Annotated in this window: 24 protein-coding genes and 1 other RNA gene; 13 read left to right on the top strand and 12 right to left on the bottom strand. The window is 61.5% G+C overall.

What is annotated here, in order from left to right; all coding sequences use genetic code 11:
• Window positions 1–36: 36 nt before the first annotated feature.
• The 3 genes from HX868_RS08550 (at window position 37) to HX868_RS08540 (ending at window position 2,504) form a co-directional block, all read left to right on the top strand.
• Entirely contained in the window at window positions 37–351 is a 315-nt protein-coding gene (locus HX868_RS08550) for a DUF2388 domain-containing protein (RefSeq protein ID WP_003176799.1), read from the top strand.
• A 188-nt stretch (window positions 352–539) separates the two neighbouring features.
• A complete protein-coding gene (locus HX868_RS08545) occupies window positions 540–1,205 on the top strand; it encodes an outer membrane protein (protein ID WP_177002563.1) in 666 nt (221 codons plus the stop codon).
• 159 nt (window positions 1,206–1,364) lie between these two features.
• Complete coding sequence (locus tag HX868_RS08540) at window positions 1,365–2,504, top strand: DegT/DnrJ/EryC1/StrS family aminotransferase (RefSeq protein ID WP_061434545.1); 1,140 nt, start codon at window positions 1,365–1,367, stop codon at window positions 2,502–2,504.
• 42 nt (window positions 2,505–2,546) lie between these two features.
• Here HX868_RS08540 and gcvH read toward each other — a convergent pair whose 3' ends face one another.
• From gcvH to HX868_RS08495, 9 genes are all read right to left on the bottom strand, one after another.
• A complete protein-coding gene (gene gcvH, locus HX868_RS08535; protein WP_177002562.1) occupies window positions 2,547–2,930 on the bottom strand; it encodes a glycine cleavage system protein GcvH in 384 nt (127 codons plus the stop codon).
• 53 nt (window positions 2,931–2,983) lie between these two features.
• The gene (gcvT, locus tag HX868_RS08530; RefSeq protein ID WP_177002561.1) at window positions 2,984–4,066 is read right to left on the bottom strand and encodes a glycine cleavage system aminomethyltransferase GcvT; all 1,083 of its coding nucleotides are present in this window, start codon (window positions 4,064–4,066) and stop codon (window positions 2,984–2,986) included.
• Window positions 4,067–4,222: 156 nt separating this feature from the next.
• Window positions 4,223–5,839 (bottom strand): ABC transporter permease, encoded by a 1,617-nt coding sequence (locus HX868_RS08525; protein WP_177002560.1) that lies wholly within the window; start codon window positions 5,837–5,839, stop codon window positions 4,223–4,225.
• 143 nt (window positions 5,840–5,982) lie between these two features.
• Window positions 5,983–6,987 (bottom strand): extracellular solute-binding protein, encoded by a 1,005-nt coding sequence (locus tag HX868_RS08520; protein WP_133075516.1) that lies wholly within the window; start codon window positions 6,985–6,987, stop codon window positions 5,983–5,985.
• 95 nt (window positions 6,988–7,082) lie between these two features.
• Window positions 7,083–8,300 carry a 2-octaprenyl-3-methyl-6-methoxy-1,4-benzoquinol hydroxylase gene (locus HX868_RS08515; protein ID WP_177002752.1) on the bottom strand — a complete coding sequence of 406 codons (1,218 nt, stop codon included), beginning with the start codon at window positions 8,298–8,300 and terminating at the stop codon, window positions 7,083–7,085.
• 9 nt (window positions 8,301–8,309) lie between these two features.
• Window positions 8,310–8,795, bottom strand: coding sequence for a DUF4442 domain-containing protein (locus tag HX868_RS08510; RefSeq protein ID WP_177002559.1), 486 nt, complete (start codon window positions 8,793–8,795; stop codon window positions 8,310–8,312).
• Window positions 8,788–9,975 (bottom strand): 2-octaprenyl-6-methoxyphenyl hydroxylase, encoded by a 1,188-nt coding sequence (gene ubiH, locus HX868_RS08505; RefSeq protein ID WP_177002558.1) that lies wholly within the window; start codon window positions 9,973–9,975, stop codon window positions 8,788–8,790. Before ubiH ends, HX868_RS08510 begins: the two co-directional genes overlap by 8 nt.
• A complete protein-coding gene (pepP, locus tag HX868_RS08500) occupies window positions 9,972–11,294 on the bottom strand; it encodes a Xaa-Pro aminopeptidase (protein WP_177002557.1) in 1,323 nt (440 codons plus the stop codon). Before pepP ends, ubiH begins: the two co-directional genes overlap by 4 nt.
• Before the next feature lie 20 nt (window positions 11,295–11,314).
• Complete coding sequence (locus tag HX868_RS08495) at window positions 11,315–11,872, bottom strand: YecA/YgfB family protein (protein ID WP_095013944.1); 558 nt, start codon at window positions 11,870–11,872, stop codon at window positions 11,315–11,317.
• Between the two features lie 138 nt (window positions 11,873–12,010).
• On the opposite strand from HX868_RS08495, the gene HX868_RS08490 reads away from it, so the two are divergent.
• The 4 genes from HX868_RS08490 to HX868_RS08475 all read left to right on the top strand — a co-directional run bounded on the left by HX868_RS08490 (window position 12,011) and on the right by HX868_RS08475 (window position 13,430).
• Window positions 12,011–12,220: a TIGR02449 family protein gene (locus tag HX868_RS08490; RefSeq protein WP_007982902.1), complete on the top strand. Its 210-nt coding sequence runs from the start codon at window positions 12,011–12,013 to the stop codon at window positions 12,218–12,220.
• Window positions 12,217–12,534 (top strand): cell division protein ZapA, encoded by a 318-nt coding sequence (locus HX868_RS08485; protein ID WP_003176812.1) that lies wholly within the window; start codon window positions 12,217–12,219, stop codon window positions 12,532–12,534. Before HX868_RS08490 ends, HX868_RS08485 begins: the two co-directional genes overlap by 4 nt.
• Before the next feature lie 30 nt (window positions 12,535–12,564).
• Window positions 12,565–12,743: non-coding RNA, 6S RNA (ssrS, locus tag HX868_RS08480), on the top strand.
• A 57-nt stretch (window positions 12,744–12,800) separates the two neighbouring features.
• Entirely contained in the window at window positions 12,801–13,430 is a 630-nt protein-coding gene (locus HX868_RS08475; protein ID WP_095017501.1) for a 5-formyltetrahydrofolate cyclo-ligase, read from the top strand.
• 8 nt (window positions 13,431–13,438) lie between these two features.
• Here the strand turns inward: HX868_RS08475 and HX868_RS08470 are convergent, their stop codons facing one another.
• Entirely contained in the window at window positions 13,439–13,588 is a 150-nt protein-coding gene (locus HX868_RS08470) for a hypothetical protein (protein ID WP_010207387.1), read from the bottom strand.
• 195 nt (window positions 13,589–13,783) lie between these two features.
• On the opposite strand from HX868_RS08470, the gene HX868_RS08465 reads away from it, so the two are divergent.
• The 4 genes from HX868_RS08465 to HX868_RS08450 all read left to right on the top strand — a co-directional run bounded on the left by HX868_RS08465 (window position 13,784) and on the right by HX868_RS08450 (window position 19,202).
• The gene (locus tag HX868_RS08465) at window positions 13,784–14,233 is read left to right on the top strand and encodes an EVE domain-containing protein (RefSeq protein WP_177002556.1); all 450 of its coding nucleotides are present in this window, start codon (window positions 13,784–13,786) and stop codon (window positions 14,231–14,233) included.
• Window positions 14,234–14,407: 174 nt separating this feature from the next.
• A complete protein-coding gene (locus HX868_RS08460; protein WP_016978965.1) occupies window positions 14,408–15,373 on the top strand; it encodes an HlyD family secretion protein in 966 nt (321 codons plus the stop codon).
• On the top strand, window positions 15,370–18,087 hold the full coding sequence (rbbA, locus tag HX868_RS08455) for a ribosome-associated ATPase/putative transporter RbbA (protein ID WP_177002555.1): 2,718 nt from the start codon (window positions 15,370–15,372) through the stop codon (window positions 18,085–18,087). The genes HX868_RS08460 and rbbA overlap by 4 nt, the downstream gene beginning before the upstream one ends.
• A complete protein-coding gene (locus HX868_RS08450) occupies window positions 18,087–19,202 on the top strand; it encodes an ABC transporter permease (RefSeq protein WP_177002554.1) in 1,116 nt (371 codons plus the stop codon). Before rbbA ends, HX868_RS08450 begins: the two co-directional genes overlap by 1 nt.
• 19 nt (window positions 19,203–19,221) lie before the next feature.
• Here HX868_RS08450 and HX868_RS08445 read toward each other — a convergent pair whose 3' ends face one another.
• A complete protein-coding gene (locus tag HX868_RS08445; RefSeq protein ID WP_016978962.1) occupies window positions 19,222–19,629 on the bottom strand; it encodes a flagellar basal body-associated protein FliL in 408 nt (135 codons plus the stop codon).
• Between the two features lie 150 nt (window positions 19,630–19,779).
• On the opposite strand from HX868_RS08445, the gene HX868_RS08440 reads away from it, so the two are divergent.
• On the top strand, window positions 19,780–20,757 hold the full coding sequence (locus tag HX868_RS08440; protein WP_068935477.1) for an NADPH:quinone oxidoreductase family protein: 978 nt from the start codon (window positions 19,780–19,782) through the stop codon (window positions 20,755–20,757).
• Window positions 20,758–21,009: 252 nt separating this feature from the next.
• Complete coding sequence (gene glpT, locus HX868_RS08435; RefSeq protein ID WP_016978960.1) at window positions 21,010–22,347, top strand: glycerol-3-phosphate transporter; 1,338 nt, start codon at window positions 21,010–21,012, stop codon at window positions 22,345–22,347.
• Here the strand turns inward: glpT and HX868_RS08430 are convergent.
• Window positions 22,344–22,997 (bottom strand): gamma-glutamylcyclotransferase, encoded by a 654-nt coding sequence (locus HX868_RS08430; RefSeq protein WP_095013950.1) that lies wholly within the window; start codon window positions 22,995–22,997, stop codon window positions 22,344–22,346. The genes glpT and HX868_RS08430 overlap by 4 nt on opposite strands.
• Between the last annotated feature and the right edge of the window lie 14 nt (window positions 22,998–23,011).

The following is a 23,011-nucleotide window of genomic DNA, read 5'->3' as shown; positions in this document are numbered from 1 at the left end:
CATAAAGTACAGATAACCCACCCGGAGTCACCCATCATGCGTCTCAAATATGCTGTCGCAACCCTCGCTGTGCTTTCCCTCCCAGTCGGTTCAGCCATGGCCGACAGTTTCTGGCGCAATGTCATCTCGTCGGGTGCCACCACCGGCTCGACGTACCTGACCTTCAAGGACCACAAGTTGGTGGTCGCCGCACAAGACGACGCAGGCAGCTTTGTTGCCAGCGACGGCGGCATCCGTGGCCCGTACCTGGAAGCCGCCATGCAGAAAGTCCGCGCCGACAACCCTGGCCTGCAAGCCACGGACATGGAGTTGGCCAACGCCATCCTCGCGAAAAACGCCGTTACCGAATAACTCGGGCTCGATAAAAAATGCCGCTTTAAACAGCGGTATTTTTTTGTCTTCAATTCCTACGCTCATCGCCGCTAAGCACTACGTAAGCATTCCTGCTTTCACAGCTAACCAAAGAGAAGTCCTGTCGAGCCTCATCCTGCCAGGCAACAAGCTAAGGATTCCTTTTTAAATAAAGCGAATCACTGCCCATGCAAAAGATTGCCTACGCACTGCTGCTTTCTGTCTTTGCTACCGCCTACGTCCAGGCAGAAAGCTGGTACGGATCAGCCAAATTCAACAACGCCCGCCAGAACCTCTCCAGCTCACTGCTCACCAGCCCTCGCGTGACTGAACGGGTGGACGCTCCGGATAGCAGCAAGTCATTCGTGGCCTCTTTCGCCGCTGGTTATGCCTTTGAGAATGGCTGGCGTATGGAAGGGGAATACACGATGCCGAACAACTCGACATTCAAATCCTACTGGGCCCCCTTTAATGCCAACGTCAACAGCCTGTATGTCCAGAGCCAACGCTTGATGCTCAATGGCTATAAAGACATCCCTATAAACCAGTGGCTGTCGTTTTACGGTATGGCCGGTATGGGTGTCGCTCGCATTGAAGCCGAAGGCTATCAAACCAACGAGACCCGTCGCTTTGCCAATAATCGCCAACACAACTTTGCCTACAGTGTAGGCATGGGGCTGGAAGCCAAGGTTAGTGAGCAAATCACACTGGGGGCTGGTTATCGTTACATCGCCATGGGCGATATTGAAACCGGCTACAACACCTTCGCAAACCGCGTGAACGCCAGGGACGAACAACTCAAAGGCAAGCTCAAGGAACAAAATGTGTTCCTGGAAGCGCGCTACACCTTCTAAAGCCCGGTAGAGAATGCCGCTGTTGAAGCGGCATTTTTTTACCCGGACGGCGACGATTCATTCACAGACGACAGGCTATATTCAGTCAAGCCGTGCCACCATGCCGGTACTGATACCTCGCCTACTCATCGCCAATCTGAAACGGATGCCTTCGTCGTCATGAGCCAACAGCCCTTTCTGCCGTTCTCCAAACCCACCATTGATGAAGCCACCATCTCGGCGGTCGGCGATGTACTGCGCTCAGGCTGGATCACCAGCGGGCCGAAAGTGCAGGCATTCGAAGCTCAGCTGTCGGAATACTTTGGCGGCCGGCCGGTGCGCACCTTCAACTCGGGCACCTGCACCATGGAGATTGCCTTGCGCATTGCCGGCATCGGGCCGGGCGATGAAGTCATCACCACACCGATCTCCTGGGTGGCCACGGCCAACGTGATCCTGGAAGTCGGCGCCACGCCGGTGTTTGCCGATATCGACCCGGTCACCCGCAACATCGACCTGGCTCAGGTGGAAGCCGCGATTACCCCGCGCACCAAGGCGATCATCCCGGTTTACCTGGCCGGCCTGCCCCTCGACATGCCGATGCTGTACGCACTGGCGAACAAGTACAACCTGCGCATCGTCGAAGACGCGGCCCAGGCACTGGGTTCGAGCTGGGATGGCGAGCGCATCGGCGCCACCGGTGATTTCGTGTCGTTCAGCTTCCAGGCCAACAAGAACATCACTTCTTCCGAGGGCGGTTGCCTGGTGTTGAACAATGCCGAGGAAGCGCGTCTGGCCGAGAAGTATCGCCTGCAAGGCGTGACCCGCACCGGCTTCGATGGCTTGGATGTAGATGTGCTGGGCGGCAAGTTCAATATGACCGACATCGCCGCCGCCATTGGCCTGGGGCAGTTTGCCCATATCGAGAAGATCACCGCGCATCGCCAGAACCTGGCGCGGCACTACTTCAAGTGCTTTGGCAGTGATTTTGAAGCGTTGTACGGCGCACAACTGCCACCGGCCGACTTCGAAAACAGCAACTGGCACCTGTTCCAACTGGTGTTGCCAGAGCGCCAGGACGGCCTGCCGGCCCGCGCCACCTTCATGGAGCAGATGCAGGCCCACGGCGTAGGCATTGGCTATCACTACCCGCCGATCCACCTGCTGAGTCTCTATCGGGCACAGGGGTTCAAGGAAGGCATGTTCCCGGTGGCGGAAAAGGTCGGTCGTTTGATCGTGTCGTTGCCGATGTTTACGGCGATGACAGAGGCGGATGTGGAGCGGTCGGTAGCGGCAGTGAAGGCGGTTCTACAGCGCTGAAAACACATTGCGGGAGCCGGATAACCGGCTCCCGCAACAGGATCACTCGCCGATGGCGGCTTTGTAGCCAGTAGCATCCAGCAGTTTTTCCAGATCAGCCGGGTTGCTCGGCTTGAGCTTGAAGATCCACGCGCCGTACGGGTCGGAGTTCAGCAGCTCAGGGCTACCGCTCAGCTCTTCATTGACGGCAATCACTTCGCCTGCAACCGGAGCGTAGATGTCCGAGGCGGCCTTCACCGACTCAACCACACCCGCTTGACCAGCAGCGTCGAACTGCGCGCCCACTTCGGCCAACTCAACAAACACCACATCACCCAACGCTTCCTGAGCATGGTCGGAAATACCGACGGTCACAGTGCCGTCAGCTTCCAGGCGTGCCCATTCGTGGCTTTCGGCAAAACGCAGGTCGGCAGGGATATCGCTCATAATCTGTGTCCTCAAGAAGTAATGTCAGCGGCCATTGGCCTGCCGGAAATAGGTTAGATCAAGGTTTTGCCATGGCGCACGAAGGTCGGTTTGACCACTCGAACCGGGTACCACTTGCCGCGGATTTCCACTTCGGCCCGATCAGCAGTTGCCGTCGGTACTCGCGCCAGGGCAATGGATTTGCTCAGCGTAGGAGAGAAACTACCACTGGTGATCTCCCCTTCGCCAATATTGGCGATACGAACCACCTGGTGGGCACGTAAAACCCCACGTTCTTCCAGTACCAGCCCGACCAGTTTGAACTGCACACCCGCCGTTTTTTCCGCTTCCAGCGCGGCGCGGCCGATGAAATTGCGCTCGACCGGCTCCCAGGCAATGCTCCAAGCCATGTTCGACGCCAACGGTGAAACGTCCTGATGGATGTCCTGACCGTAGAGGTTCATGCCCGCCTCCAGGCGCAGGGTATCGCGGGCGCCAAGGCCGATGGGGGAAATACCGGCACCTACCAGGTCGTTGAAAAAGCCCGGCGCCTGATCGGCCGGCAGGACAATCTCCAGACCATCTTCGCCGGTGTAACCCGTGCGGGCGATAAACCAATCGCCGTCGGCCTGGCCTTCGAAGGGTTTGAGCTGGTGAATCAGCGCGCCGCGCGACTGGGTCACCAGCTCGGCAATCTTCTGCCGGGCGTGGGGGCCTTGGATGGCGAGCATGGCCAACTCAGGGCGCTCATGCAGTTGCACCTGGTAATTGCCCAGTTGTGCGTGCATCCAGGCCATGTCCTGGTCGCGGGTGGCGGCATTCACCACCAGCCGATAAGCGGACTCGGTGCGATAGACGATCATGTCGTCCACCACGCCGCCCTTTTCGTTGAGCATGGCGCTGTACAACGCACGGCCGCAGCCATGCAGGCGTTCGACATCATTGGCCAGCAGGTACTGGAGCCATTCCTTGGCCTGGGGGCCGGTGACATCGATCACGGTCATATGAGATACATCAAACACCCCGCAGTCGCGTCGCACCTGATGGTGTTCTTCAACTTGCGAGCCGTAGTGCAGAGGCATATCCCAACCGCCAAAATCGACCATTTTCGCGCCGAGGGCGAGATGCAGGTCATACAGAGGCGTGCGCTGTCCCATGGGTTTCTCCTTCCGGGCGTGGCGAAGGTGCGCGGAGCTACTGTTCGCGCCGAACACCTTGAATTACAAGGCCCGCAGCCACGTCCAGCGACCCGCTCCGAAAGACGAAGCGCACCGAATGCCGCGCATTGTAGCCGCAAGCTGTAGGACTGGCACCTAACCGATTTGCCGGGCGGAGCGTCGAATCAGCCCGATCACCGGCAACAGGCCGACCAGCACCAGTGTCAACGCGGGCAAAGAAGCCCGTGCCCATTCGCCTTCACTGGTCATCTCAAAGATCCGCACCGCCAGCGTGTCCCAGCCGAACGGGCGCATCAGCAGGGTCGCGGGCATTTCCTTGAGCACATCGACGAACACCAGCAGCGCTGCGCTCAAGGTCCCCGGCAGCAGCAACGGCAGATACACTTTGCAAAACAGTCGTGGGCCGCTGACGCCAAGGCTGCGCGCTGCCTCCGGCAACGAGGGCCGGATGCGCGCCAGGCTGTTTTCCAGAGGCCCGTAGGCCACCGCCAGGAAACGCACCAGATACGCCAGCACCAGCGCCGACAGGCTGCCCAACAGCAATGGCTTGCCCGCGCCGCCGAGCCAACCGGAGAGTGGCACCACCAACTCCCGGTCCAGATAGCTGAACGCCAACATGATCGACACCGCCAGCACCGAACCCGGCAAGGCATAGCCGACGTTGGCCAGGCTGATACCGGAGCGGATAGCACGGGTCGGCGCCAGGCGGTTGGCGAAGGCCAGCACCAACGCCACACTGACCGTGATCAAGGCGGCGATCCCGCCCAGATAAAGCGTGTGAACTATCAAGCCGGAGTAGCGCTCATCCAGATCGAAGCGACCGCGCTGCCAGAACCAGGCGACCAGTTGCAGCATCGGGATGACAAAAGCGCAGGCGAACACCAACCCGCACCAGCCAGTGGCCGCTGCCGCCTTGAACCCGCGCAGGTGATACAGCGCCTTGCCCCGTGGCCGCTCGTTGCTCGGTCGGCTGGCGCCCCGTGCGCGCCGCTCGCCATACAGCACCAGCATCACTACCAGCAGCAACAGGCTGGCCAACTGGGCGGCGCTGGAGAGGCTGAAAAAGCCGTACCAGGTCTTGTAGATGGCTGTCGTAAACGTATCGAAGTTGAACACCGAGACCGCGCCGAAATCCGCCAGGGTTTCCATCAATGCCAGGGCCACCCCGGCACCAATCGCCGGCCGCGCCATGGGCAGGGCCACGTGCCAGAACGCTCGCCACGGCGATTGCCCCAACACCCGTGCCGCTTCCATCAGGCCTTTGCCCTGGGCCAGGAACGCGCTGCGCGCCAGCAGATAAACGTAGGGATAGAACACCAGCACCAACACGATGATCACACCGCTGGTGGAGCGCACCCGTGGCAGCCTCAAGCCCATGCCGAACCACTCACGCAGCAGGGTTTGCACCGGACCTGAGAAGTCCAGCAGGCCGACAAACACGAACGCCAGAACATACGCAGGAATGGCAAACGGCAACATCAGCGCCCAGTCGAGCCAGCGCCGACCCGGGAATTCACAAAGGCTGGTCAGCCAGGCCAGGCTCACGCCCAGCAGGGTCACGCCGACGCCGACACCCAACACCAGGGTCAGGGTATTGCCCAGCAGACGTGGCATCTGGGTTTCCCAGAGGTGCGACCAGATTTGTGCGTCGATGCTTTGCCAGGACAGCAACAGCACGCTCAGCGGCAGCAGCACCAGGGCAGCGACGGTGAAGACCGGCAGGTACCAGCGGCGTTGGGCAGGGTGGGCCAAAGTCAGTGCTCAGAGAATGTTTTTAATTCAACTCAATCCAATGTGGGAGGGGGCTTGCCCCCGATGGCGGTGGATCAGTCCATGATGAGTGAACTGATATCCCGCTATCGGGGGCAAGCCCCCTCCCACATTTGAGAGTGTACTTAGTTCCAGCCAGCCCGATCCATCAACCGGATCGCCTCGGCCTGGCGCTTGCCCGCCACTTCCACCGGCAAGGTGTCCGCCACGAACTTGCCCCAGGTTGCCACTTCCGCCGACGGCGGTACCGCTGGGTTGGCCGGGAATTCCTGGTTCACGTCGGCAAAGATCTTCTGCGCTTCAGGCGTGGTCATCCACTCCACCAGTGCCTTGGCGGCTTCTGGGTGCGGTGCGTGTTGGGTCAGGCCGATGCCCGACAGGTTCACGTGCACGCCACGGTCGCCCTGGTTCGGCCAGAACAGTTTTACCGCCAGATCCGGCTTCTGTTTGTGCAGGCGGCCGTAGTAGTAGGTGTTGACGATGCCCACGTCGCATTGCCCGGCGTTGATGGCTTCAAGCACAGCGATGTCATCGGAGAACACATCGGTAGAGAGGTTGTTCACCCAACCTTTGACGATTTCCTCGGTCTTGGCCGCGCCATGGGTTTCGATCAGGGTGGCGGTCAGTGACTGGTTGTAGACCTTTTTCGCCGTGCGCAGGCATAGGCGGCCTTCCCACTGCTTGTCGGCCAGGGCTTCGTAGGTGGTGAGGTCGCCCGGTTTTACCCGGTCGGTGGAATAGGCGATGGTCCGCGCGCGCAGGCTCAAGCCGGTCCAGGTGTGTTTGGAAGAGCGGTATTGCAGGGGAATGTTCTTGTCGATCACCTCAGAGGTGAACGGTTGCAGGATGCCCATTTGCTCAGCCTGCCAGAGGTTGCCGGCATCGACGGTGAGCAGCAGGTCGGCGGTGGCGTTTTCGCCCTCGGCCTTGATGCGCTGCATCAGCGGGGCTTCCTTGTCGGTGATGAACTTCACCTGCACGCCGGTTTTCTTGGTGTAGGCGTCGAACACCGGTTTGATCAGTTCGTCGATGCGCGAGGAGTAGACCACCACTTCGTCGGCGGCCTGCACGGTGGTGCTGCCGATCAGGGTGAGTGCCAGGGCAGTCAGGAGGCGCTTGGGTGCCAACATGGGTGCGGTCTCTCATTTGCAAAAAGAGGGCAAATGATAAGGACTCACATTTGGTAGCGCTCGGTGGAGGCGTTACCAGATGTTGCACAACCGCTTCAGGGCTTGGCCAGCTCCGGCAGATCCCCGCTCTGGCCCAGCGCCTGGCGCACAAACACAGCCTTGGCTTCGGGCATCTGGTCGACCATTTTCAACCCGGCATTACGCAACCAGCGCAGCGGCAGTTGATCGGCCTGGAACAGTCGCTCAAACCCTTCCATTGCCGCCATCAACGCCAGGTTATGCGGCATGCGCCGGCGCTCGTAGCGGCTCAACACCTTCACATCGGCCAGGCGCTCGCCGCGCTCGGTCGCAGACAACAAGACTTCAGCCAATGTCGCCGCATCCAGGAAACCCAGGTTTACGCCCTGCCCCGCCAAGGGATGGATGACGTGCGCCGCATCGCCAATCAACGCCAGGCCTTCGGCCACATAGCGCTTGGCGTGACGCTGGCGCAGTGGCACGCAGACGCGTGGGTCGGCGCTCAGCACGGTGCCGAGCCGCCCTTCAAAGGCGCGCTCCAGCTCACGGCAGAAGCTTTCATCATCCAGCGCCATCAAGCGCTCGGACTCAGCCGGCGTGGTCGACCAAACGATCGAACACCAATCCTCCTGCCCGTCCCGCACCAGCGGCAAGAACGCCAATGGGCCGGTGTCGGTAAACCGTTGCCACGCGGTGCGCTGGTGCGGCTGGCTGCTGCGTACGCTGGTGACGATGGCGTTATGCAGGTAATCCCATTCACGGGTGGCGGTGCCGGTCAGGCGGCGCACGGCGGAGTTGGCGCCATCGGCAGCCACCACCAGCGGCGCGCGCAATGTGCGGCCGTCGGCCAGGGTCAGCAGCCAGTCATCGCCGGAGCGACGCATCTGTTCCAGGCGCGCATTGGCCAATAGGCCCAGGTCGCAGTCATGCAGACGGTCGAGCAGCGCATCCTGCACCACGCGGTTCTCGACGATATGCCCCAGCACCTCGGCATGCACGCTGGCGGCCGAAAAATGGATCTGCCCGGTGCCGCTGCCGTCCCACACCTGCATCTCGCCGTAAGGGCTGGCGCGGCGCGACACGATGCCGTCCCACACGCCCAGGCGTTCGAGGATGCGCTGGCTGGCGGCCGACAAGGCGCTCACGCGGGGTTCGAATGCGGCCTCGCGGTCGAACGGCTTGACGCTCAGCGGGCTGCCGTCGAGCAGCAGCACCTGCAGGCCACTGCCCTGCAACGCCAGCGCCAGGGCGCTTCCGACCATTCCGGCCCCGACAATCAGCACATCTGCGCGCATGTCCATGCTTTAAGCCTGTCTCGCTGGCGGCTTGCGCCGCACGTAAAGGGTTTTGTCGACTCGCGCCACCAGGGTGCCGGAGCCGTCATGAATCTGGACCTTGAGGTGGGGCAAGTACTTCTCGCCCCCTTCGGTCTGCCGGCGGATCTCATCGAGCAAGGCATCATCGATGGAAAACTCGGCATACACCGGGCCTTTGCCCGGCGAAATGAAATCGATACTCGCCGCCTTGTCCCACACGATGTAGTCGCGGCCCAGGTTTTCCATCAACAGCAGCATGTAGAACGGGTCGACCATCGAATACAGGCTGCCGCCGAACTGCGTGCCGACGTAATTGCGGTTGTACCAGCCCAGGCCCATGCGCACTTTGGCATGCCGGAAATCCGCGGTCAGTTCTTGCACCCGTACACCCGCGCCGAGGTAAGGCGGGTACAGGCTCAGGAACCAGCGCAATACCCGCGCCTTGCCCAGGCGCTCAATCAACCAGTTACGCATCGGGACGGGTACCCAGGCCCATGGCCTGACGGGCGAACCAGCGCTTGGCCGGCGGCAGCAAGTCCAGGCCCAGCAGGCCCATGTTGCGGCCCAGGGCGACCAGCGGTTGGGCGCTGCCGAACAGGCGCGTGACCTGGTCGGAGAAGCCCACGGTGAGCTTCTGGTCGAGGCGCTGGCGCTCGCGATAACCCTGCAAGGTGGCCAGGTCACCCGGCACCGCAGGCCCGGCCAACAAGGCCTCGGCCAGCGCATTCGCGTCGCGCAGGGACAGGTTGAAACCCTGCCCGGCAATCGGGTGCAAGCTGTGAGCGGCATTGCCGAGAATCGCCAAGTGCGAACGCACTTGCTCCTCGGCTTCCACCAATGTCAGCGGGTACAGATGACGGGCGCCGACTTGCTTCAGCGTGCCCAGGCGGTAGCCGAACACGCCCTGCAATTCACTCAAGAAGCTGCGTTCATCGAGATTGGCCAGGCGCTGGGCGTCCATGCCAATGCGCGTCCACACCAGTGCGCAGCGATTGTCCGGCAGCGGCAGCAAGGCCATCGGGCCCTCGTCGGTGAAGCGCTCGAAGGCCTCACCGTTATGGGATTCGCTTGGAGTGATGTTGGCGATCAACGCGCTCTGGTTGTACGGGCGGGTTTTCACGCCGATGCCCAATTGCTCGCGCAAGCCGGAACGGCCACCGTCAGCCAGTACGGCGAGGTCGCACTCCAGCACGGTTTCATCGTTGAGCGTCAGGCGATAGCCATCGGGCAGCGGTTCCATGCGCGTGACTTCGGCCGGGCAACGCCAGCTGACCACGTCTTTGTCCAGGCCTTGCCACAGGCATTGGCCCAGCCAGGCGTTTTCCACCACGTAGCCGAGGGCCGGCACGCCCTCCTCCATTGCGGACAAACGCGCGGTGGAGAAACGACCGCGATCAGACACATGGATCTGCTTGATCGGCTCGGCGCGGCGCGAAATGTCCTGCCACAGGCCCAGGCGCTGATAAATCTGCCGGGCGCCGTAGGAGAGCGCCGAAGAACGCGCATCGTAGCTCGGCTGGTAGCTGTCGCCCGGCGCAAAGGGTTCGATCAGCACGATCTTCCAGCCCCGCGCCTTGGCCCCGGCCTGCAACGCCAGCGCCAGGCTGGCGCCGACCAAGCCGCCGCCGATGATTGCCAGATTGACCCGGCTCATCGGGCAGCCGCCATCAGCGCTTCGATGTCGGCGACGGTCTTGGGCACGCCGCCAGTCAGGATTTCACAGCCTTGCTTGGTCACTACCACGTCGTCCTCGATGCGTACGCCAATGCCACGCCATTTCTTTGCCACGTTCGGGTTGTCCGGCGAAATGTAGATGCCCGGCTCCACGGTCAACGCCATGCCAACTTCCAGCACCCGCCATTCACCGCCCACTTTGTACTCGCCCACATCATGCACATCCATGCCCAGCCAGTGGCCAGCGCGGTGCATGTAGAAGGCTTTGTAGGCTTCGCTGGCGATCAACTCATCGACGTCACCCTGCAGCAACCCCAGCTTCACCAAACCGGCAGTAATCACCTGCACGGTTGCCTCATGCGCCTGGTTCCAATGCTTGTCCGGGGCGATTTCGGCAAACGCGGCTTCCTGGGAAGCCAGCACAATTTCGTAGATCGCCTTCTGTTCCGGCGAAAATTTGCCATTCACAGGCCAGGTACGGGTGATGTCGCTGGCATAGCAGTCGATTTCGCAACCGGCGTCGATCAGCACCAGGTCGCCATCCTTGAGCAGCGCGTCATTCTGCTGGTAATGCAGGATGCAGCTGTTGCGCCCGGCGGCGACGATGGAGCCGTAGGCCGGCATTTTCGCGCCGCCTTTGCGGAACTCATAATCCAGCTCGGCTTCCAGGCTGAACTCATAGAGGCCGGCCCGGCTGGCCTGCATCGCCTTCACATGGGCGGCGCAAGAGATTCGCGCGGCCTCGCGCATCACCTTCACTTCTGCCGCCGATTTATACAGGCGCATGTCGTGGAGCAGATGATCCAGGGCAACGAATTCGTTCGGCGGCTGGGCGCCCAAGTGGGCTTTGGAGCGGATCACGTTGATCCATTCCATCAAGTGCCGGTCGAACTCGGCATTGCTGCCCATGGCCGAGTACACCCGGTCGCGGCCTTCGATGAGACCAGGCAGGATGTCGTCGATATCGGTGATGGGGAACGCGTCGTCGGCGCCAAAGTCGCGGATCGCGCCTTCGGTGCCGGCGCGCAGGCCGTCCCACAGTTCGCGTTCAGCATTGCGCTCGCGGCAGAACAGCACGTACTCGCCGTGTTGACGACCGGGCATCAGCACGATCACCGCCTCCGGCTCGGGGAAACCGCTCAGGTACTGGAAGTCGCTGTCCTGGCGGTACACGTGTTCGACATCGCGGTTGCGGATCGCCACGGCAGCGGCCGGCAGGATCGCGATGCTGTTGGGTTCCATCTGCGCCATGAGCGCCTTGCGGCGTCGGGTGTATTCCGCTCGGGGGATATGGATCATGGGCAGATGGGCTTCCTTTCTTAGTGCAGCGACGGCTTGGGCGAAGCAGGTTCAGCGGACTTTTTGGTCTCGGTGAACAGCAGCAACGGCGCGACGCGCAGGTATTCCATGACTTCCATGTAGTCGCCTTCGCCGTCTTCGGACTCTTCCAGGGCGTCTTGCACCTGGGAGATCGCCGCCAGGTCCTGCAACACTTCCTTGGCGTCGGTGCTCAACTCCAGGCCGCCGGCATTGACGCCGAAACCGTGGAGGAAGCCTTGGCACCATTGGCCCAGGGCGGCGGCGCGCTCGGCGAGCGGCGCATCGTCGGTCGGCAGCAGCAGGACCACGGTGACGTCATCACCGGTCAGCTCGCCCTTGACCATCTCTTGCAGGCCGATCAGCGCGTTACGCACGTTGTCGGTCGGTTCGGTTTCCAGCAGCTCGGCCACGTCAGCCAGCCAGTTGTCGGCATCAAAGCCAACGCCGGTGCAGCTACGGCCCAGCAACACACCGTGCAGTTCGGCAGGCGAGCAGGGATGGCCGCTGGTGCTCAGCAGTTTGGAAAAAGCGTCGTACGGGGAGTTCTGAATAGGCATGGTGAGCTAGGCGCCAGACGGCGCAATGTCTAGAATGGAGCGCTGTATCCTAGCACCGGCAGACGTACCAAGACTATCAAGGGCGTCAGATCGTTTATCCTGCAGTTGCCATTCATCAGACAAATCCAGTGGAACCCAATGGAAGACACCGACCTGCAAGCGCTGATGGCCAGACTCGAATTGCTAATTACTCGGGTCGAGCAACTTAAGAGTCAAAACGGACTCCTATTAGCTCAGGAAAAGACCTGGCGCGAGGAACGCGCTCACCTCATTGAAAAAAACGAAATCGCCCGGCGTAAGGTCGAATCGATGATTTCGCGCCTGAAGGCCCTGGAGCAAGACTCATGAGTTCAAGCAATAGCGTCACCGTGCAGATCCTGGATAAAGAATATTCGATCATCTGCCCCCAGGAAGAGCGCAACAACCTGGTGAGCGCCGCGCGCTACTTGGATGGCAAGATGCGTGAAATCCGCAGCAGCGGCAAAGTCATCGGCGCCGACCGTATCGCCGTGATGGCCGCGCTGAACATTACCCACGATCTGCTGCATAAGCAGGAACGCCCTGACGTGCAGGCCAGCGGCTCGACGCGTGAGCAAGTGCGTGACCTGCTGGAGCGTGTCGATCTGGTGCTTTCCAGCGATTCAGACGCACCCAAGGGCTGATTGCCGCGACTGTTTAAGGTATACTCGCCCCACTCCCTGGCGTGTTTGCCAGTCGGCGATGTCCCTGAGCCGATTCGCACTACCCTGGAAGTTGCACGTTGGGCTGGTGTGCATGTCCGCTAGACGGAAAGCCTTAAAGCCTACTGCATCTTCCACCTTGAACTTTCGGGTTCAAGGGCTAAGTCGACAGCGGCTCTGTCGGGGAGCCTGAATTCCCAAACTCAATGCCAGTCCTCGGACTGGCATTGTTTTATGAGCCGAAAACCATGACCGAACCTGCGCCGCTTTCCCGTCCGCAACTTCGACGCATGTTGCGCAAAGCCCGCCGCGCCCTCACGCCAAGCGAGCAGCGCAAGGCCGCCCAGGGCCTGTATCGGCAACTGGCACAGCACCCGCTGTTTCGCCGGGCCAAACATATCTCTTTGTATCTACCGACGGACGGTGAAATCGATCCGCGCCTGCTGCTGCGCGCCGCACAGCGCCGGGGCAAGGCCACTTACCTACCGGTGCTCAGCGCGTGGCCGCGAACCAAGATGGTGTTCCAGCGCGTGCGGCCTGGGGAAAAGCTGCTGCCCAATCGCTTTCGCATCCTGGAGCCACGAGTGAATATCAGCCGCCAGCGCAAAGTCTGGGCCTTGGACCTGGTGCTTTTGCCGTTGGTGGGGTTCGATGATGCCGGTGGACGCCTGGGCATGGGCGGCGGGTTCTACGATCGCAGCCTGGCTTACCTGGCGCGCCGACAGAGCTGGCGCAAGCCGACGCTGCTGGGCCTGGCCCATGAATGCCAGAAGGTCGATCGATTGGCACAGGCAAGCTGGGATGTGCCGTTGGCGGGCACCGTCACCGATAAGCATTGGTACATTGCGAAGACGCCACTGGAATCAGCGGCGCCTTGAAAGAAGAGTCAGCGTTTGAACGGTTGCGGCTGCTGCTGAGCCAGTTCAACGGGAGCATCGGTCTTGTTCGACCATAAGCTTTGGGCATACCCGGTGGTCACGACGCCCAGACCAAACAAAATCACCAAAATCCATAGTAAATCCGGTTTACGTTGCATCGATTGCCCCCCTGCAGGCACCTCGTACACGATGACAACAACGTTCCAAAGTAGTCCGTTGCAGCTGCGTCAAGCTTTAAAAGCCGGCATTCTGCGGTAACGTGAACCAACACGCAAACCTTGACGCCAACCGACTGTCGGTTTGTCATCAAATTGCCTGACAACTTGCCCACTGCTTATTTCAGGAGCCCCAAAATGGCCTATTGGCTGATGAAATCCGAGCCCGACGAACTCTCCATCAAAGGCCTGGAAAAGCTCGGCGAAGCGCGCTGGGATGGGGTGCGCAACTATCAGGCGCGCAACTTCCTGCGAGCGATGGCGGTGGGTGACCAATTTTTCTTCTACCACTCCAGCTGCCCGGAACCGGGCATTGCCGGCATCGGCAAAATCGTCGAGGCGGCCTACCCGGATCCCACCGCGCTGGAGCCCGAAAGCCACTACTTCGACGCCAAGGCCACCCCGGAAAAAAATCCGTGGAGCGCGATCAACGTCGCGCATGTCCAGACGTTCCCCAAAGTGCTTGGCCTGGGCTACCTCAAGCAACAAGCCGCCCTTGCCGAACTGCCACTGGTGCAAAAAGGCAGCCGGCTCTCAGTAATGGCCGTCACGTCCGAGCAATGGGCCGCCGTACTGGCGCTGCGCTAAGCACTGTAGGAGCGAGCTTGCTCGCGAAGAACGCCAGGACACCGCGTCAAATCAGAGAGTACGCGTTATCGTTGACGTTTTTCGCGGGCAAGCCCGCTCCTACAGTTGATGGGTATCAACACTACGCAGGGGCGAACCGCTCACACTAGGACGCTAATGCCGCAGGAAGCAGCCATGTCGACGAACCATCACACCTCCCGTCTTTTCGCCATTGCCCTCATCGCCCTGTTGTTGGGTGCCGGTGGCTTCGGTTACTGGCGCTCCACCCAGGACCGCTTGCCCGAAGGCCTGAGCATGGGCAACGGCCGCCTGGAATCCACCGAAGTGCAGATCGCCGCCAAGATCCCAGGGCGCCTGGCAGAGGTGCGCGTGGACGAAGGCGACAAGGTCCTCAAAGGCCAACTGCTCGCACGCATGGACACCCGCACGCTGGAAGCCCAGCGCGCCCAGGCCGAAGCCGAAGTGCTGCGCGCCAAGGAAAACTTCGCGGCCGCCGAGGCCAACGTGCAATTGCGCCAGAGCGAGCAACTGCTGGCCAACCAGGAACTCAAGCGCACCCAGGAACTGTACAAGCGCGGTTTCGCCAGCAGCCAGTTGATTGACCAACAGCAGGCGCGGCAGAACACCGGCAATGCGGCCGTGATCGCAGCACAAGCCCAAGTCAACTCGGTGAAGGCCGCGATCGGCGCCGCCGAGGCCCAGGTCGCCCAGCTCACCAGCGAGATCGACGACAGCAGCCTGCGCGCGCCCATCGACGGCATTATCCAGCTGCGCCTGGCCGAGCCTGGCGAAGTGCTCGGCGCGGGCGGGCGTGTCCTGTTGCTGATCGACCCCAACGATCAATACATGAACCTCTACCTGCCCGCCTCCGTCACCGGCCGCCTCACCGTTGGCAGCGATGCGCGTATTCTGCTCGACGCGCTGCCTGACCAACCGCTGCCGGCGAAGATCAGCTTTGTCGCCGCCAAATCTCAGTTCACCCCCAAAGAAGTTGAAACCCGCAATGAACGCCAGAAACTGGTGTTCCGCGTCAAACTGCGCCTGACCCAACCCAGCGCCGTGCCCCAGGCCAAACCCGGCATGCCCGGCGCCGGCTACGTGCGCACGGCCGACATCGACTGGCCGGCCAACCTGCAATGACCGGCCTGGCGCTGCAAGCCACGGCGATCAACCATCGCTATGGCAAGCAACAGGCCCTGCTCGACATCACGTTCAGCCTCCCGGCCGGTACGCGTTGCGGGTTGATCGGGCCGGATGGCGCGGGAAAGTCGAGCCTGCTGGGGTTGATCGCCGGGGTCAAAAAGCTCCAGGACGGTCAACTGCAAGTGCTGGGCGGTGCGCTTGAAGACCGCCGCCACCGCAACAGCCTGTACCCGCGCATCGCCTTTATGCCTCAAGGGCTGGGCGGCAACTTGTATCCCGAGTTGTCCATCAGCGAGAACATCCGTTTCTTCGCCACGTTGTTTGGCCTGTCGAAAGCCGACTGCGACCAGCGCATGCACAACCTGCTGCTGGCCACCGACCTTGCGCGCTTCGCCGAACGCCCGGCGGGCAAGCTGTCCGGTGGGATGAAGCAGAAACTCGGCCTGTGTTGCGCGCTGATCCACGACCCTGACCTGTTGATCCTCGACGAACCCACCACCGGCGTCGATCCGCTGTCCCGCCGACGTTTCTGGGAACTGGTAGAAACCGTGCGCCGCGAACGCCCGCAACTGACGCTGCTAGTGGCCACGGCCTACATGGAAGAAGCCGAGCAATTCGAACATTGCCTGATGCTCGATCGCGGCAAGCTGATTGCAGACGGCCTGAGCCGTGAACTGGCGGGCGCGACCGCCAGCGGCAAACTGGACGAAGCCTTCACCCACTTCCAGGGCGACAGCGCCCACGACAACCAGCCGCTGGTGATTCCACCGAGGCAAAGCGACAACGCCGATATCGCCATCGAAGCTCACGACCTGACCCTGCGTTTCGGCGATTTCACCGCCGTGAACAAGGTCAGCTTCGCCATTGGTCGCGGCGAGATCTTCGGCTTCCTCGGCTCCAACGGCTGCGGCAAGACCACCACCATGAAGGTGCTCACCGGGCTGATGCCCGCCACCGAGGGCAGCGCGACGCTGCTGGGTAATCCGGTGAACGCCAAGGACCTCGCGACCCGCAAGCGCGTGGGTTTCATGTCGCAAAGCTTCTCGTTGTATGGCGAACTCAGCGTGCGCCAGAACCTGGTGCTGCATGCGCAATTGTTCGACTTGCCCAAGGCCGACAGCGGTCCGCGCATTGATGAGCTGATCCAGCGGTTTGACCTGGGGGATGTCGCCGAACAACCGTCGGGCGAGTTGCCACTCGGCCTGCGCCAGCGTCTGTCATTGGCGGTGGCGGTGCTGCATCGCCCGGAAGTGCTGATCCTCGACGAACCTACGTCGGGCGTCGACCCAGCGGCGCGGGATGACTTCTGGCGATTGCTGATCGAGCTATCCCGCGAACAAGGTGTGACGATTTTCCTGTCCACGCACTTTATGAACGAGGCCCAGCGTTGCGACCGCATCTCCCTGATGCACGCGGGCAAGGTGCTCGCCTGCGATACGCCGGATGCGTTGCAACGGCAGTTCCAGGGCGACACCTTGGAAGCGGCGTTCGTCACCTGCCTGGAACAGGCCCAAGGCGAACCCGAGCCCACGGCGCCCGCCGCAACCGTCAGTGAAACCAGCGCGCCGCCCGTGAGCAAACGCGGTTTCAGCCTGGCCCGCCTATTGGCCGTGGCCAGCCGCGAAGGCAAAGAGCTGCTGCGCGATAAGGTGCGCATGGCCTTCGCGCTGCTGGGTGCGATGTTCATGATGGTGATCTTCGGCTACGGCATTTCCCTGGATGTGGAGAAACTCGCCTTCGCCGTCTACGACCAGGACCAGACACCGCAAAGCCGCGCCTACCTGGAGGCGTTCCGAAGCTCACGCTACTTCGCCGAGCAACCGCCGATTCAGGACTCAACTGAATTGCACCGGCGCCTGCAACGTTCGGAAATCAAACTGGCCCTGGAGATCCCACCCGGCTTTGGCCGCGATCTCTACGCTGGCCGCCAGCCCAGCGTGGCCGCCTGGCTCGATGGCGGCATGCCGTTTCGCGCGGAAACCAGCCGCAACTATGTCGAGGCTGTGCACCAGGAAAACCTGCAGCAACTGGCCGAACTGAGCAGCCTGCCGCGCAACAACCCAGCGGCCGTCAAGCTGGAAACGCGCTTTCGCTACAACCAAGACGTGGTCAGCGTGAATGCCATCGGCCCCGGTGTGATGGCGCTGATCCTGGCGTTTATCCCAGCGATGCTCACCGCCCTCGGCATCGTGCGCGAGAAGGAACTGGGCTCGATCACCAACTTCTACGCCACGCCCCTGACCCGGCTGGAATTCCTGCTCGGCAAACAGGCGCCGTACCTGGCCGTGAGCCTGGTCAACCTGGCGGTATTGGTGGCGATGAACCGCTGGCTGTTCGGCGTGCCGTTCAAGGGCAGCGGCCTGACGCTGGCGTTCGGCGGCCTGCTCTATGTGCTGGCGACCACCAGCATGGGCCTGCTGATTTCGGCGTTCACCCGCACCCAGATCGCGGCAATCCTCGGCACCATGATCATCACCAGCCTGCCGACCATCCAATTCTCCGGGCTGATCGTGCCGCGCTCGTCCCTGGAAGGCGCAGCGGCGTTGATGGGCATGCTGTTTCCGGCGGGGCACTTCCTGGATGTCGCCGTGGGCACCTTCACCAAGGCCTTGGACCTGCGCCAGTTGTGGCCGCAATGCCTGGCGCTGTTCGGGTTCTTTGTCGGGTTTACCGGGCTGAGCCTGGTCATGCTCAAGAAGCAGGAGGCCTGATGCATAAGTTCGCGCATATCCTGCGCCTGGGGATCAAGGAACTGACCAGCCTGCGCCATGACAGCGTGTTGCTGCTGTTTCTGTTCTACGCCTTCACCGTCGCCATCTATATGCCCGCCGCCGGCTCGGTGATCGGCGTGCACAACGCCAGCGTGGCGTTTGTCGATGAAGACCACAGCTCGCTGTCGCGGCAACTGGCCGAGGCGCTGCAGCCGCCCGAATTTCAAGCGCCCACGCCATTGGCCTATGACCAGTTGGACAGGGTCATGGACAGCGGCGAATACACCTTCGTGATCAATGTGCCGGCGAACTTCCAGGCTGACCTGTTGGCCGGTCGCCAACCCGGCGTGCAGGTGAACGTGGACGCCACGGCCATGAGCCAGGCATTCATGGGCGCGGGCTATATCGGGCGGATCTTCCAGCGGGAATTGCTGACCTACAGCGGGCAAGCCGCCGCCAGCCAGGCGCCCGCCCAGCTCACGACTCGCGCGCTGTTCAACACCAACCTGGAGGGCGGCTGGTTTCTGGCAGTGATCCAGATCGTCAACAACATCACCATCCTCGCCATTATCCTGACGGGCACCGCGCTGCTGCGCGAACGCGAACACGGCACCCTCGACCATCTGCTGGTATTGCCGCTGACAGCGCTGGAAATCATGCTGGCGAAAATCTGGAGCAACATGCTGGTGGTGGTGCTGTGCACTTGGCTGTCGCTGGAAGTGGTGGTCAAAGGGTTGCTCGGCGTACCGCTGGCCGGGTCGCTGAGTTTGTTTCTGTTGGTGACGGCGCTGTACTTGTTTGCCAGCACCGCGCTGGGCATCTTCCTCGCCACCCTCGCCCGCTCGACGCCGCAGTTCGGCCTGCTGGCAATCCCGGTGATCATCCCGATGCTGCTGCTCTCCGGCGGCAGTACGCCGTTGGACAGCATGCCCGAGTGGTTGCAGTGGTTGATGCAGGGCTCGCCGTCGACGCATTTTGTGAGTTTGAGTGCAGCGATTCTGTTCCGCGATGCGGGCGTGAGCGTGGTGTGGCCGGATTTGTTGGCGCTGGCGGGGATTGGGTTGGTGTTCTTTGCAGTGGCACTGGCGCGGTTCAGGAAGAGCCTGGCTTCCTGAAACCGCACCCTATTGGTGATTACTGGATGATCAAGTTGTTGAACAGCAGATCTTCCACCACCGGTTTGCCGGTCTCGTCATTCATCACTTGCTGGGTTTGCTTGAGGGCTTCCTGGCGCAGTTTTTCCTTGCCTTCCACGGTGCTCATGGCCTCGTTGGTCTGCTGGGTGAACAGCGCCACCAGTTGATTACGGATCAACGCGTCGTTGGCTTTGACGGCAGCAGCCGCTTCGGGGCCGGTCACGCGCAGGGCGATGTCGGCCTTGAACACCTTGAGTTTCGCCGTGCCATCCAGGCCGTAGTTGCCCACAAATGGCGGGCTCAGGCTGATATAGCTGACCTTCGGCGCCTCGCCTTCTTTGGCTTCTTCGGCTTGGGCCGCCATCGGCAACGTCAGGGCCAGCATCAACAGGATCCACGCTTTCACAGTTCATTCCTCACATTCGGTTGCCGGGTAGCATAACGCTAGCAAGGCAGAGCACAAGCTTATGGCGGCTTATCAGGCCCGGGCATGCTCGTTGACCCACGGGCGTACCCTCCTACACTTATCGGCCACGACGCCAAAAGGAATAGTCCGATGAAAGCTGTGCTGTGCAAAGCCTTCGGCCCCGCCGAAACCCTGGTGCTGGAAGAGATCGCCAGCCCGGCGATCAAGAAGAACGAAATCCTGCTGGACGTGCATGCCGCCGGGGTCAACTTCCCGGACACGCTGATCATCGAGGGCAAGTACCAGTTCAAGCCGCCTTTCCCGTTTTCGCCGGGTGGTGAAGCGGCGGGCGTGGTCAGTGAAGTGGGGGAAAAGGTCAGCCACCTGAAAGTCGGTGACCGGGTGATGGCGCTGACCGGCTGGGGCAGTTTTGCCGAGCAGGTCGCGGTGCCCGGCTACAACGTGCTGCCGATCCCGCCGAGCATGGACTTCAACACTGCCGCCGCCTTCAGCATGACCTACGGCACCTCCATGCACGCGCTGAAACAACGCGCCAACCTGCAACCCGGCGAAACCCTGCTGGTGCTCGGCGCCTCCGGTGGCGTGGGCCTGGCCGCCGTAGAAATCGGCAAGGCCATGGGCGCGCGGGTAATCGCCGCCGCCAGCAGTGCCGACAAACTCGCAGTGGCCAAGGCCGCGGGCGCCGATGAGCTGATCAACTACAGCGAAGCCAGCCTGAAAGACGAGATCAAGCGCCTCACCGACGGCAACGGCGCCGATGTGATCTACGATCCGGTGGGTGGCGACCTGTTCGACCAGGCCATCCGTGCCATTGCCTGGAACGGCCGCCTGCTGGTGGTGGGTTTCGCCAGCGGGCGCATTCCGGAACTACCGGTGAACCTGGCGTTGCTCAAGGGTGCGGCGGTGGTCGGGGTGTTCTGGGGTTCGTTTGCCCAGCGCCAACCGCAGGACAATGCGGCGAATTTCCAGCAGTTGTTCAGTTGGTATGGCGAAGGCAAGCTCAAGCCGCTGGTGTCGCAGGTGTATCCGCTGGAACAAGCCGCCCAGGCGATCAATGACCTGGGGCAGCGCCGGGCTGTGGGCAAGGTCGTCGTCCAGACTCGCTGACCTTCCCCTGTAGGAGCCGGCTTGCCGGCGATGACCGCCGAACGATCACGTCCACCTTTCGGGCCTCATCGCCGGCAAGCCGGCTCCTACAGATCTATTTACGACCATCACTTATCTATTCGCGACATGTTCGTAAGAGAACATGCAATTGCTCTCATTTCCTGTGTTTGCAGATAAGAGGCGATGCTATTTTCGGTAACGAAACTGTAACATTCGCATCCGCAGTCAAAACAAGAAATTTGGAGCTCTTGAATGTTTGCTTTCTTTCGTCCTGCCGCCCATCAGGCGCCCCTGCCTGAAGAAAAAATAGACAGTACCTACCGACGCCTGCGCTGGCAGATCTTCGCGGGTATTTTCTTCGGTTACGCCGGTTACTACCTGCTGCGCAAAAACTTCTCCCTAGCCATGCCCTACTTGATCGACGAGGGTTACACCCGCGGCGAACTGGGCCTGGCGATGTCGGCCATCGCGATTGCCTACGGCCTGTCCAAGTTCCTCATGGGCCTGGTGTCCGACCGCTCCAACCCACGCTACTTCCTGCCCTTCGGGCTGCTGGTTTCGGCCGGGGTGATGTTCATTTTCGGTTTCGCGCCTTGGGCGACGTCCAGCGTGACCATGATGTTCATTTTGCTGTTCATCAACGGCTGGGCCCAAGGCATGGGCTGGCCGCCAAGTGGGCGCACCATGGTGCACTGGTGGTCGCAGAAAGAACGCGGCGGCGTGGTTTCGGTATGGAACGTGGCGCACAACGTCGGTGGCGGCCTGATCGGCCCGCTGTTCCTGCTGGGCATGGCTTGGTTCAACGACTGGCACGCAGCCTTCTACGTACCGGCCACTGTGGCCCTGCTGGTGGCGGCCTTTGCCTTCATCACCATGCGCGACACCCCGCAATCGGTGGGCCTGCCGCCTATCGAGAAGTACAAGAACGACTACCCGGAAGGCTACGACGCCAGCCACGAAGACGAATTCAGCGCCAAGGAAATCTTCGTCAAGTACGTGCTGCGCAACAAAATGCTGTGGTACATCGCCTTCGCCAACGTGTTCGTCTACCTGCTGCGCTACGGCGTGCTGGACTGGGCGCCGACCTACTTGAAAGAAGCCAAGCACTTCACCGTGGATAAATCCTCGTGGGCGTACTTCTTTTATGAATGGGCCGGTATCCCAGGCACGCTGCTGTGCGGCTGGATGTCGGACAAGATCTTCCGTGGCAACCGTGGCCTGACCGGCATCGTGTTCATGGCACTGGTGACCGTGGCGACCCTGGTGTACTGGCTCAACCCGCCGGGCAACCCGATGGTCGACATGATCGCGCTGTTCTCCATCGGCTTCCTGATCTACGGCCCGGTAATGCTGATCGGCCTGCAGGCGCTGGAACTGGCACCGAAGAAAGCCGCTGGCACCGCTGCGGGTTTCACCGGCCTGTTCGGTTACCTGGGTGGTTCGGTGGCGGCGAGTGCGGCCATGGGCTACACCGTGGACCATTTCGGCTGGGACGGTGGTTTCGTGCTGCTGATTGGCGCATGTATCTTGGCCATCGCCTTCCTGATCCCAACGCTGTGGCACACCAACAGCGTCAGCTCGGCGCGCTAAGCGCCTGAGCAACCCTTTGCACAACGCTTGAGCCGCGCCTCCAGGTTCTTATCTGGCATGGCGTGGCTACGCAGGGCGTTGACGGTCTGCTCGACATAATCGCGAGTGGTGCCGTAACGCCCGCAAGCACTCTGCAACACATGGTTCAGCACGATGTCGGGCAGGTTACCGGCGTAGCTGGGCAAGTGCCGCTCCAAGACAAATCCCAATGCCTGCACCGTGCTGCCATCTTCGAGACGGCAACTGAGCCAATGCGGCCGGTAGGAGGGATAAGGCATCTCGCGCTGCCATAAGGCGTAGAGCGAGGCCTCCAACTGATCTTCCGGCAGGCGGTAGGCAAACCCGCTGCAAGAGCCACCGCGATCCAAACCGAAAACCAACCCCGGCAGTTCCGGCGTACCCCGATGCTCATGGGACCATAGGTACAGGCCACGATGATAACCGTGGACCCGTGCCCGCACCCGCTCGGTCGACGAGCATTCAGGGCGCCAGATCAGCGAACCATAAGCGAAAAGCCAGACCGGCCCACCCTTGTGCTGGGCCATGGTGGCCTGCATTGAGCTCATCAACTGTTCGTGAGTGAGTTGCGGCCCAAGATCGAGCCGCGGAGGGTAAGCCAATTGCAAAAGATCGGATTCAATGACGGTCATGGCAAATCGCTTAG

The sequence above is a fragment of the Pseudomonas reactans genome, from assembly GCF_013385825.1.
Lineage (GTDB): Bacteria > Pseudomonadota > Gammaproteobacteria > Pseudomonadales > Pseudomonadaceae > Aquipseudomonas > Aquipseudomonas reactans.
The sequence above is the reverse complement of the archived record's forward strand: the minus strand, read 5'-3'. Positions and strand labels throughout refer to the sequence as shown.

Excerpts from the sequence above, each read along its gene's own strand:
- HX868_RS08490 (WP_007982902.1), top strand. The coding sequence starts at position 12,011 with ATGGAAGACACCGACCTGCAAGCGCTGATGGCCAGACTCGAATTGCTA.
- gcvH (WP_177002562.1), bottom strand. The coding sequence starts at position 2,930 with ATGAGCGATATCCCTGCCGACCTGCGTTTTGCCGAAAGCCACGAATGG.
- ubiH (WP_177002558.1), bottom strand. The coding sequence starts at position 9,975 with ATGAGCCGGGTCAATCTGGCAATCATCGGCGGCGGCTTGGTCGGCGCC.
- HX868_RS08545 (WP_177002563.1), top strand. The coding sequence starts at position 540 with ATGCAAAAGATTGCCTACGCACTGCTGCTTTCTGTCTTTGCTACCGCC.
- HX868_RS08510 (WP_177002559.1), bottom strand. The coding sequence starts at position 8,795 with ATGCGTAACTGGTTGATTGAGCGCCTGGGCAAGGCGCGGGTATTGCGC.
- HX868_RS08520 (WP_133075516.1), bottom strand. The coding sequence starts at position 6,987 with ATGTTGGCACCCAAGCGCCTCCTGACTGCCCTGGCACTCACCCTGATC.
- rbbA (WP_177002555.1), top strand. The coding sequence starts at position 15,370 with ATGACCGGCCTGGCGCTGCAAGCCACGGCGATCAACCATCGCTATGGC.
- HX868_RS08495 (WP_095013944.1), bottom strand. The coding sequence starts at position 11,872 with ATGCCTATTCAGAACTCCCCGTACGACGCTTTTTCCAAACTGCTGAGC.
- HX868_RS08465 (WP_177002556.1), top strand. The coding sequence starts at position 13,784 with ATGGCCTATTGGCTGATGAAATCCGAGCCCGACGAACTCTCCATCAAA.
- pepP (WP_177002557.1), bottom strand. The coding sequence starts at position 11,294 with ATGATCCATATCCCCCGAGCGGAATACACCCGACGCCGCAAGGCGCTC.
- HX868_RS08475 (WP_095017501.1), top strand. The coding sequence starts at position 12,801 with ATGACCGAACCTGCGCCGCTTTCCCGTCCGCAACTTCGACGCATGTTG.
- HX868_RS08550 (WP_003176799.1), top strand. The coding sequence starts at position 37 with ATGCGTCTCAAATATGCTGTCGCAACCCTCGCTGTGCTTTCCCTCCCA.
- HX868_RS08515 (WP_177002752.1), bottom strand. The coding sequence starts at position 8,300 with ATGCGCGCAGATGTGCTGATTGTCGGGGCCGGAATGGTCGGAAGCGCC.
- HX868_RS08485 (WP_003176812.1), top strand. The coding sequence starts at position 12,217 with ATGAGTTCAAGCAATAGCGTCACCGTGCAGATCCTGGATAAAGAATAT.
- HX868_RS08440 (WP_068935477.1), top strand. The coding sequence starts at position 19,780 with ATGAAAGCTGTGCTGTGCAAAGCCTTCGGCCCCGCCGAAACCCTGGTG.
- HX868_RS08430 (WP_095013950.1), bottom strand. The coding sequence starts at position 22,997 with ATGACCGTCATTGAATCCGATCTTTTGCAATTGGCTTACCCTCCGCGG.
- HX868_RS08460 (WP_016978965.1), top strand. The coding sequence starts at position 14,408 with ATGTCGACGAACCATCACACCTCCCGTCTTTTCGCCATTGCCCTCATC.
- HX868_RS08540 (WP_061434545.1), top strand. The coding sequence starts at position 1,365 with ATGAGCCAACAGCCCTTTCTGCCGTTCTCCAAACCCACCATTGATGAA.
- HX868_RS08450 (WP_177002554.1), top strand. The coding sequence starts at position 18,087 with ATGCATAAGTTCGCGCATATCCTGCGCCTGGGGATCAAGGAACTGACC.
- glpT (WP_016978960.1), top strand. The coding sequence starts at position 21,010 with ATGTTTGCTTTCTTTCGTCCTGCCGCCCATCAGGCGCCCCTGCCTGAA.
- gcvT (WP_177002561.1), bottom strand. The coding sequence starts at position 4,066 with ATGGGACAGCGCACGCCTCTGTATGACCTGCATCTCGCCCTCGGCGCG.
- HX868_RS08470 (WP_010207387.1), bottom strand. The coding sequence starts at position 13,588 with ATGCAACGTAAACCGGATTTACTATGGATTTTGGTGATTTTGTTTGGT.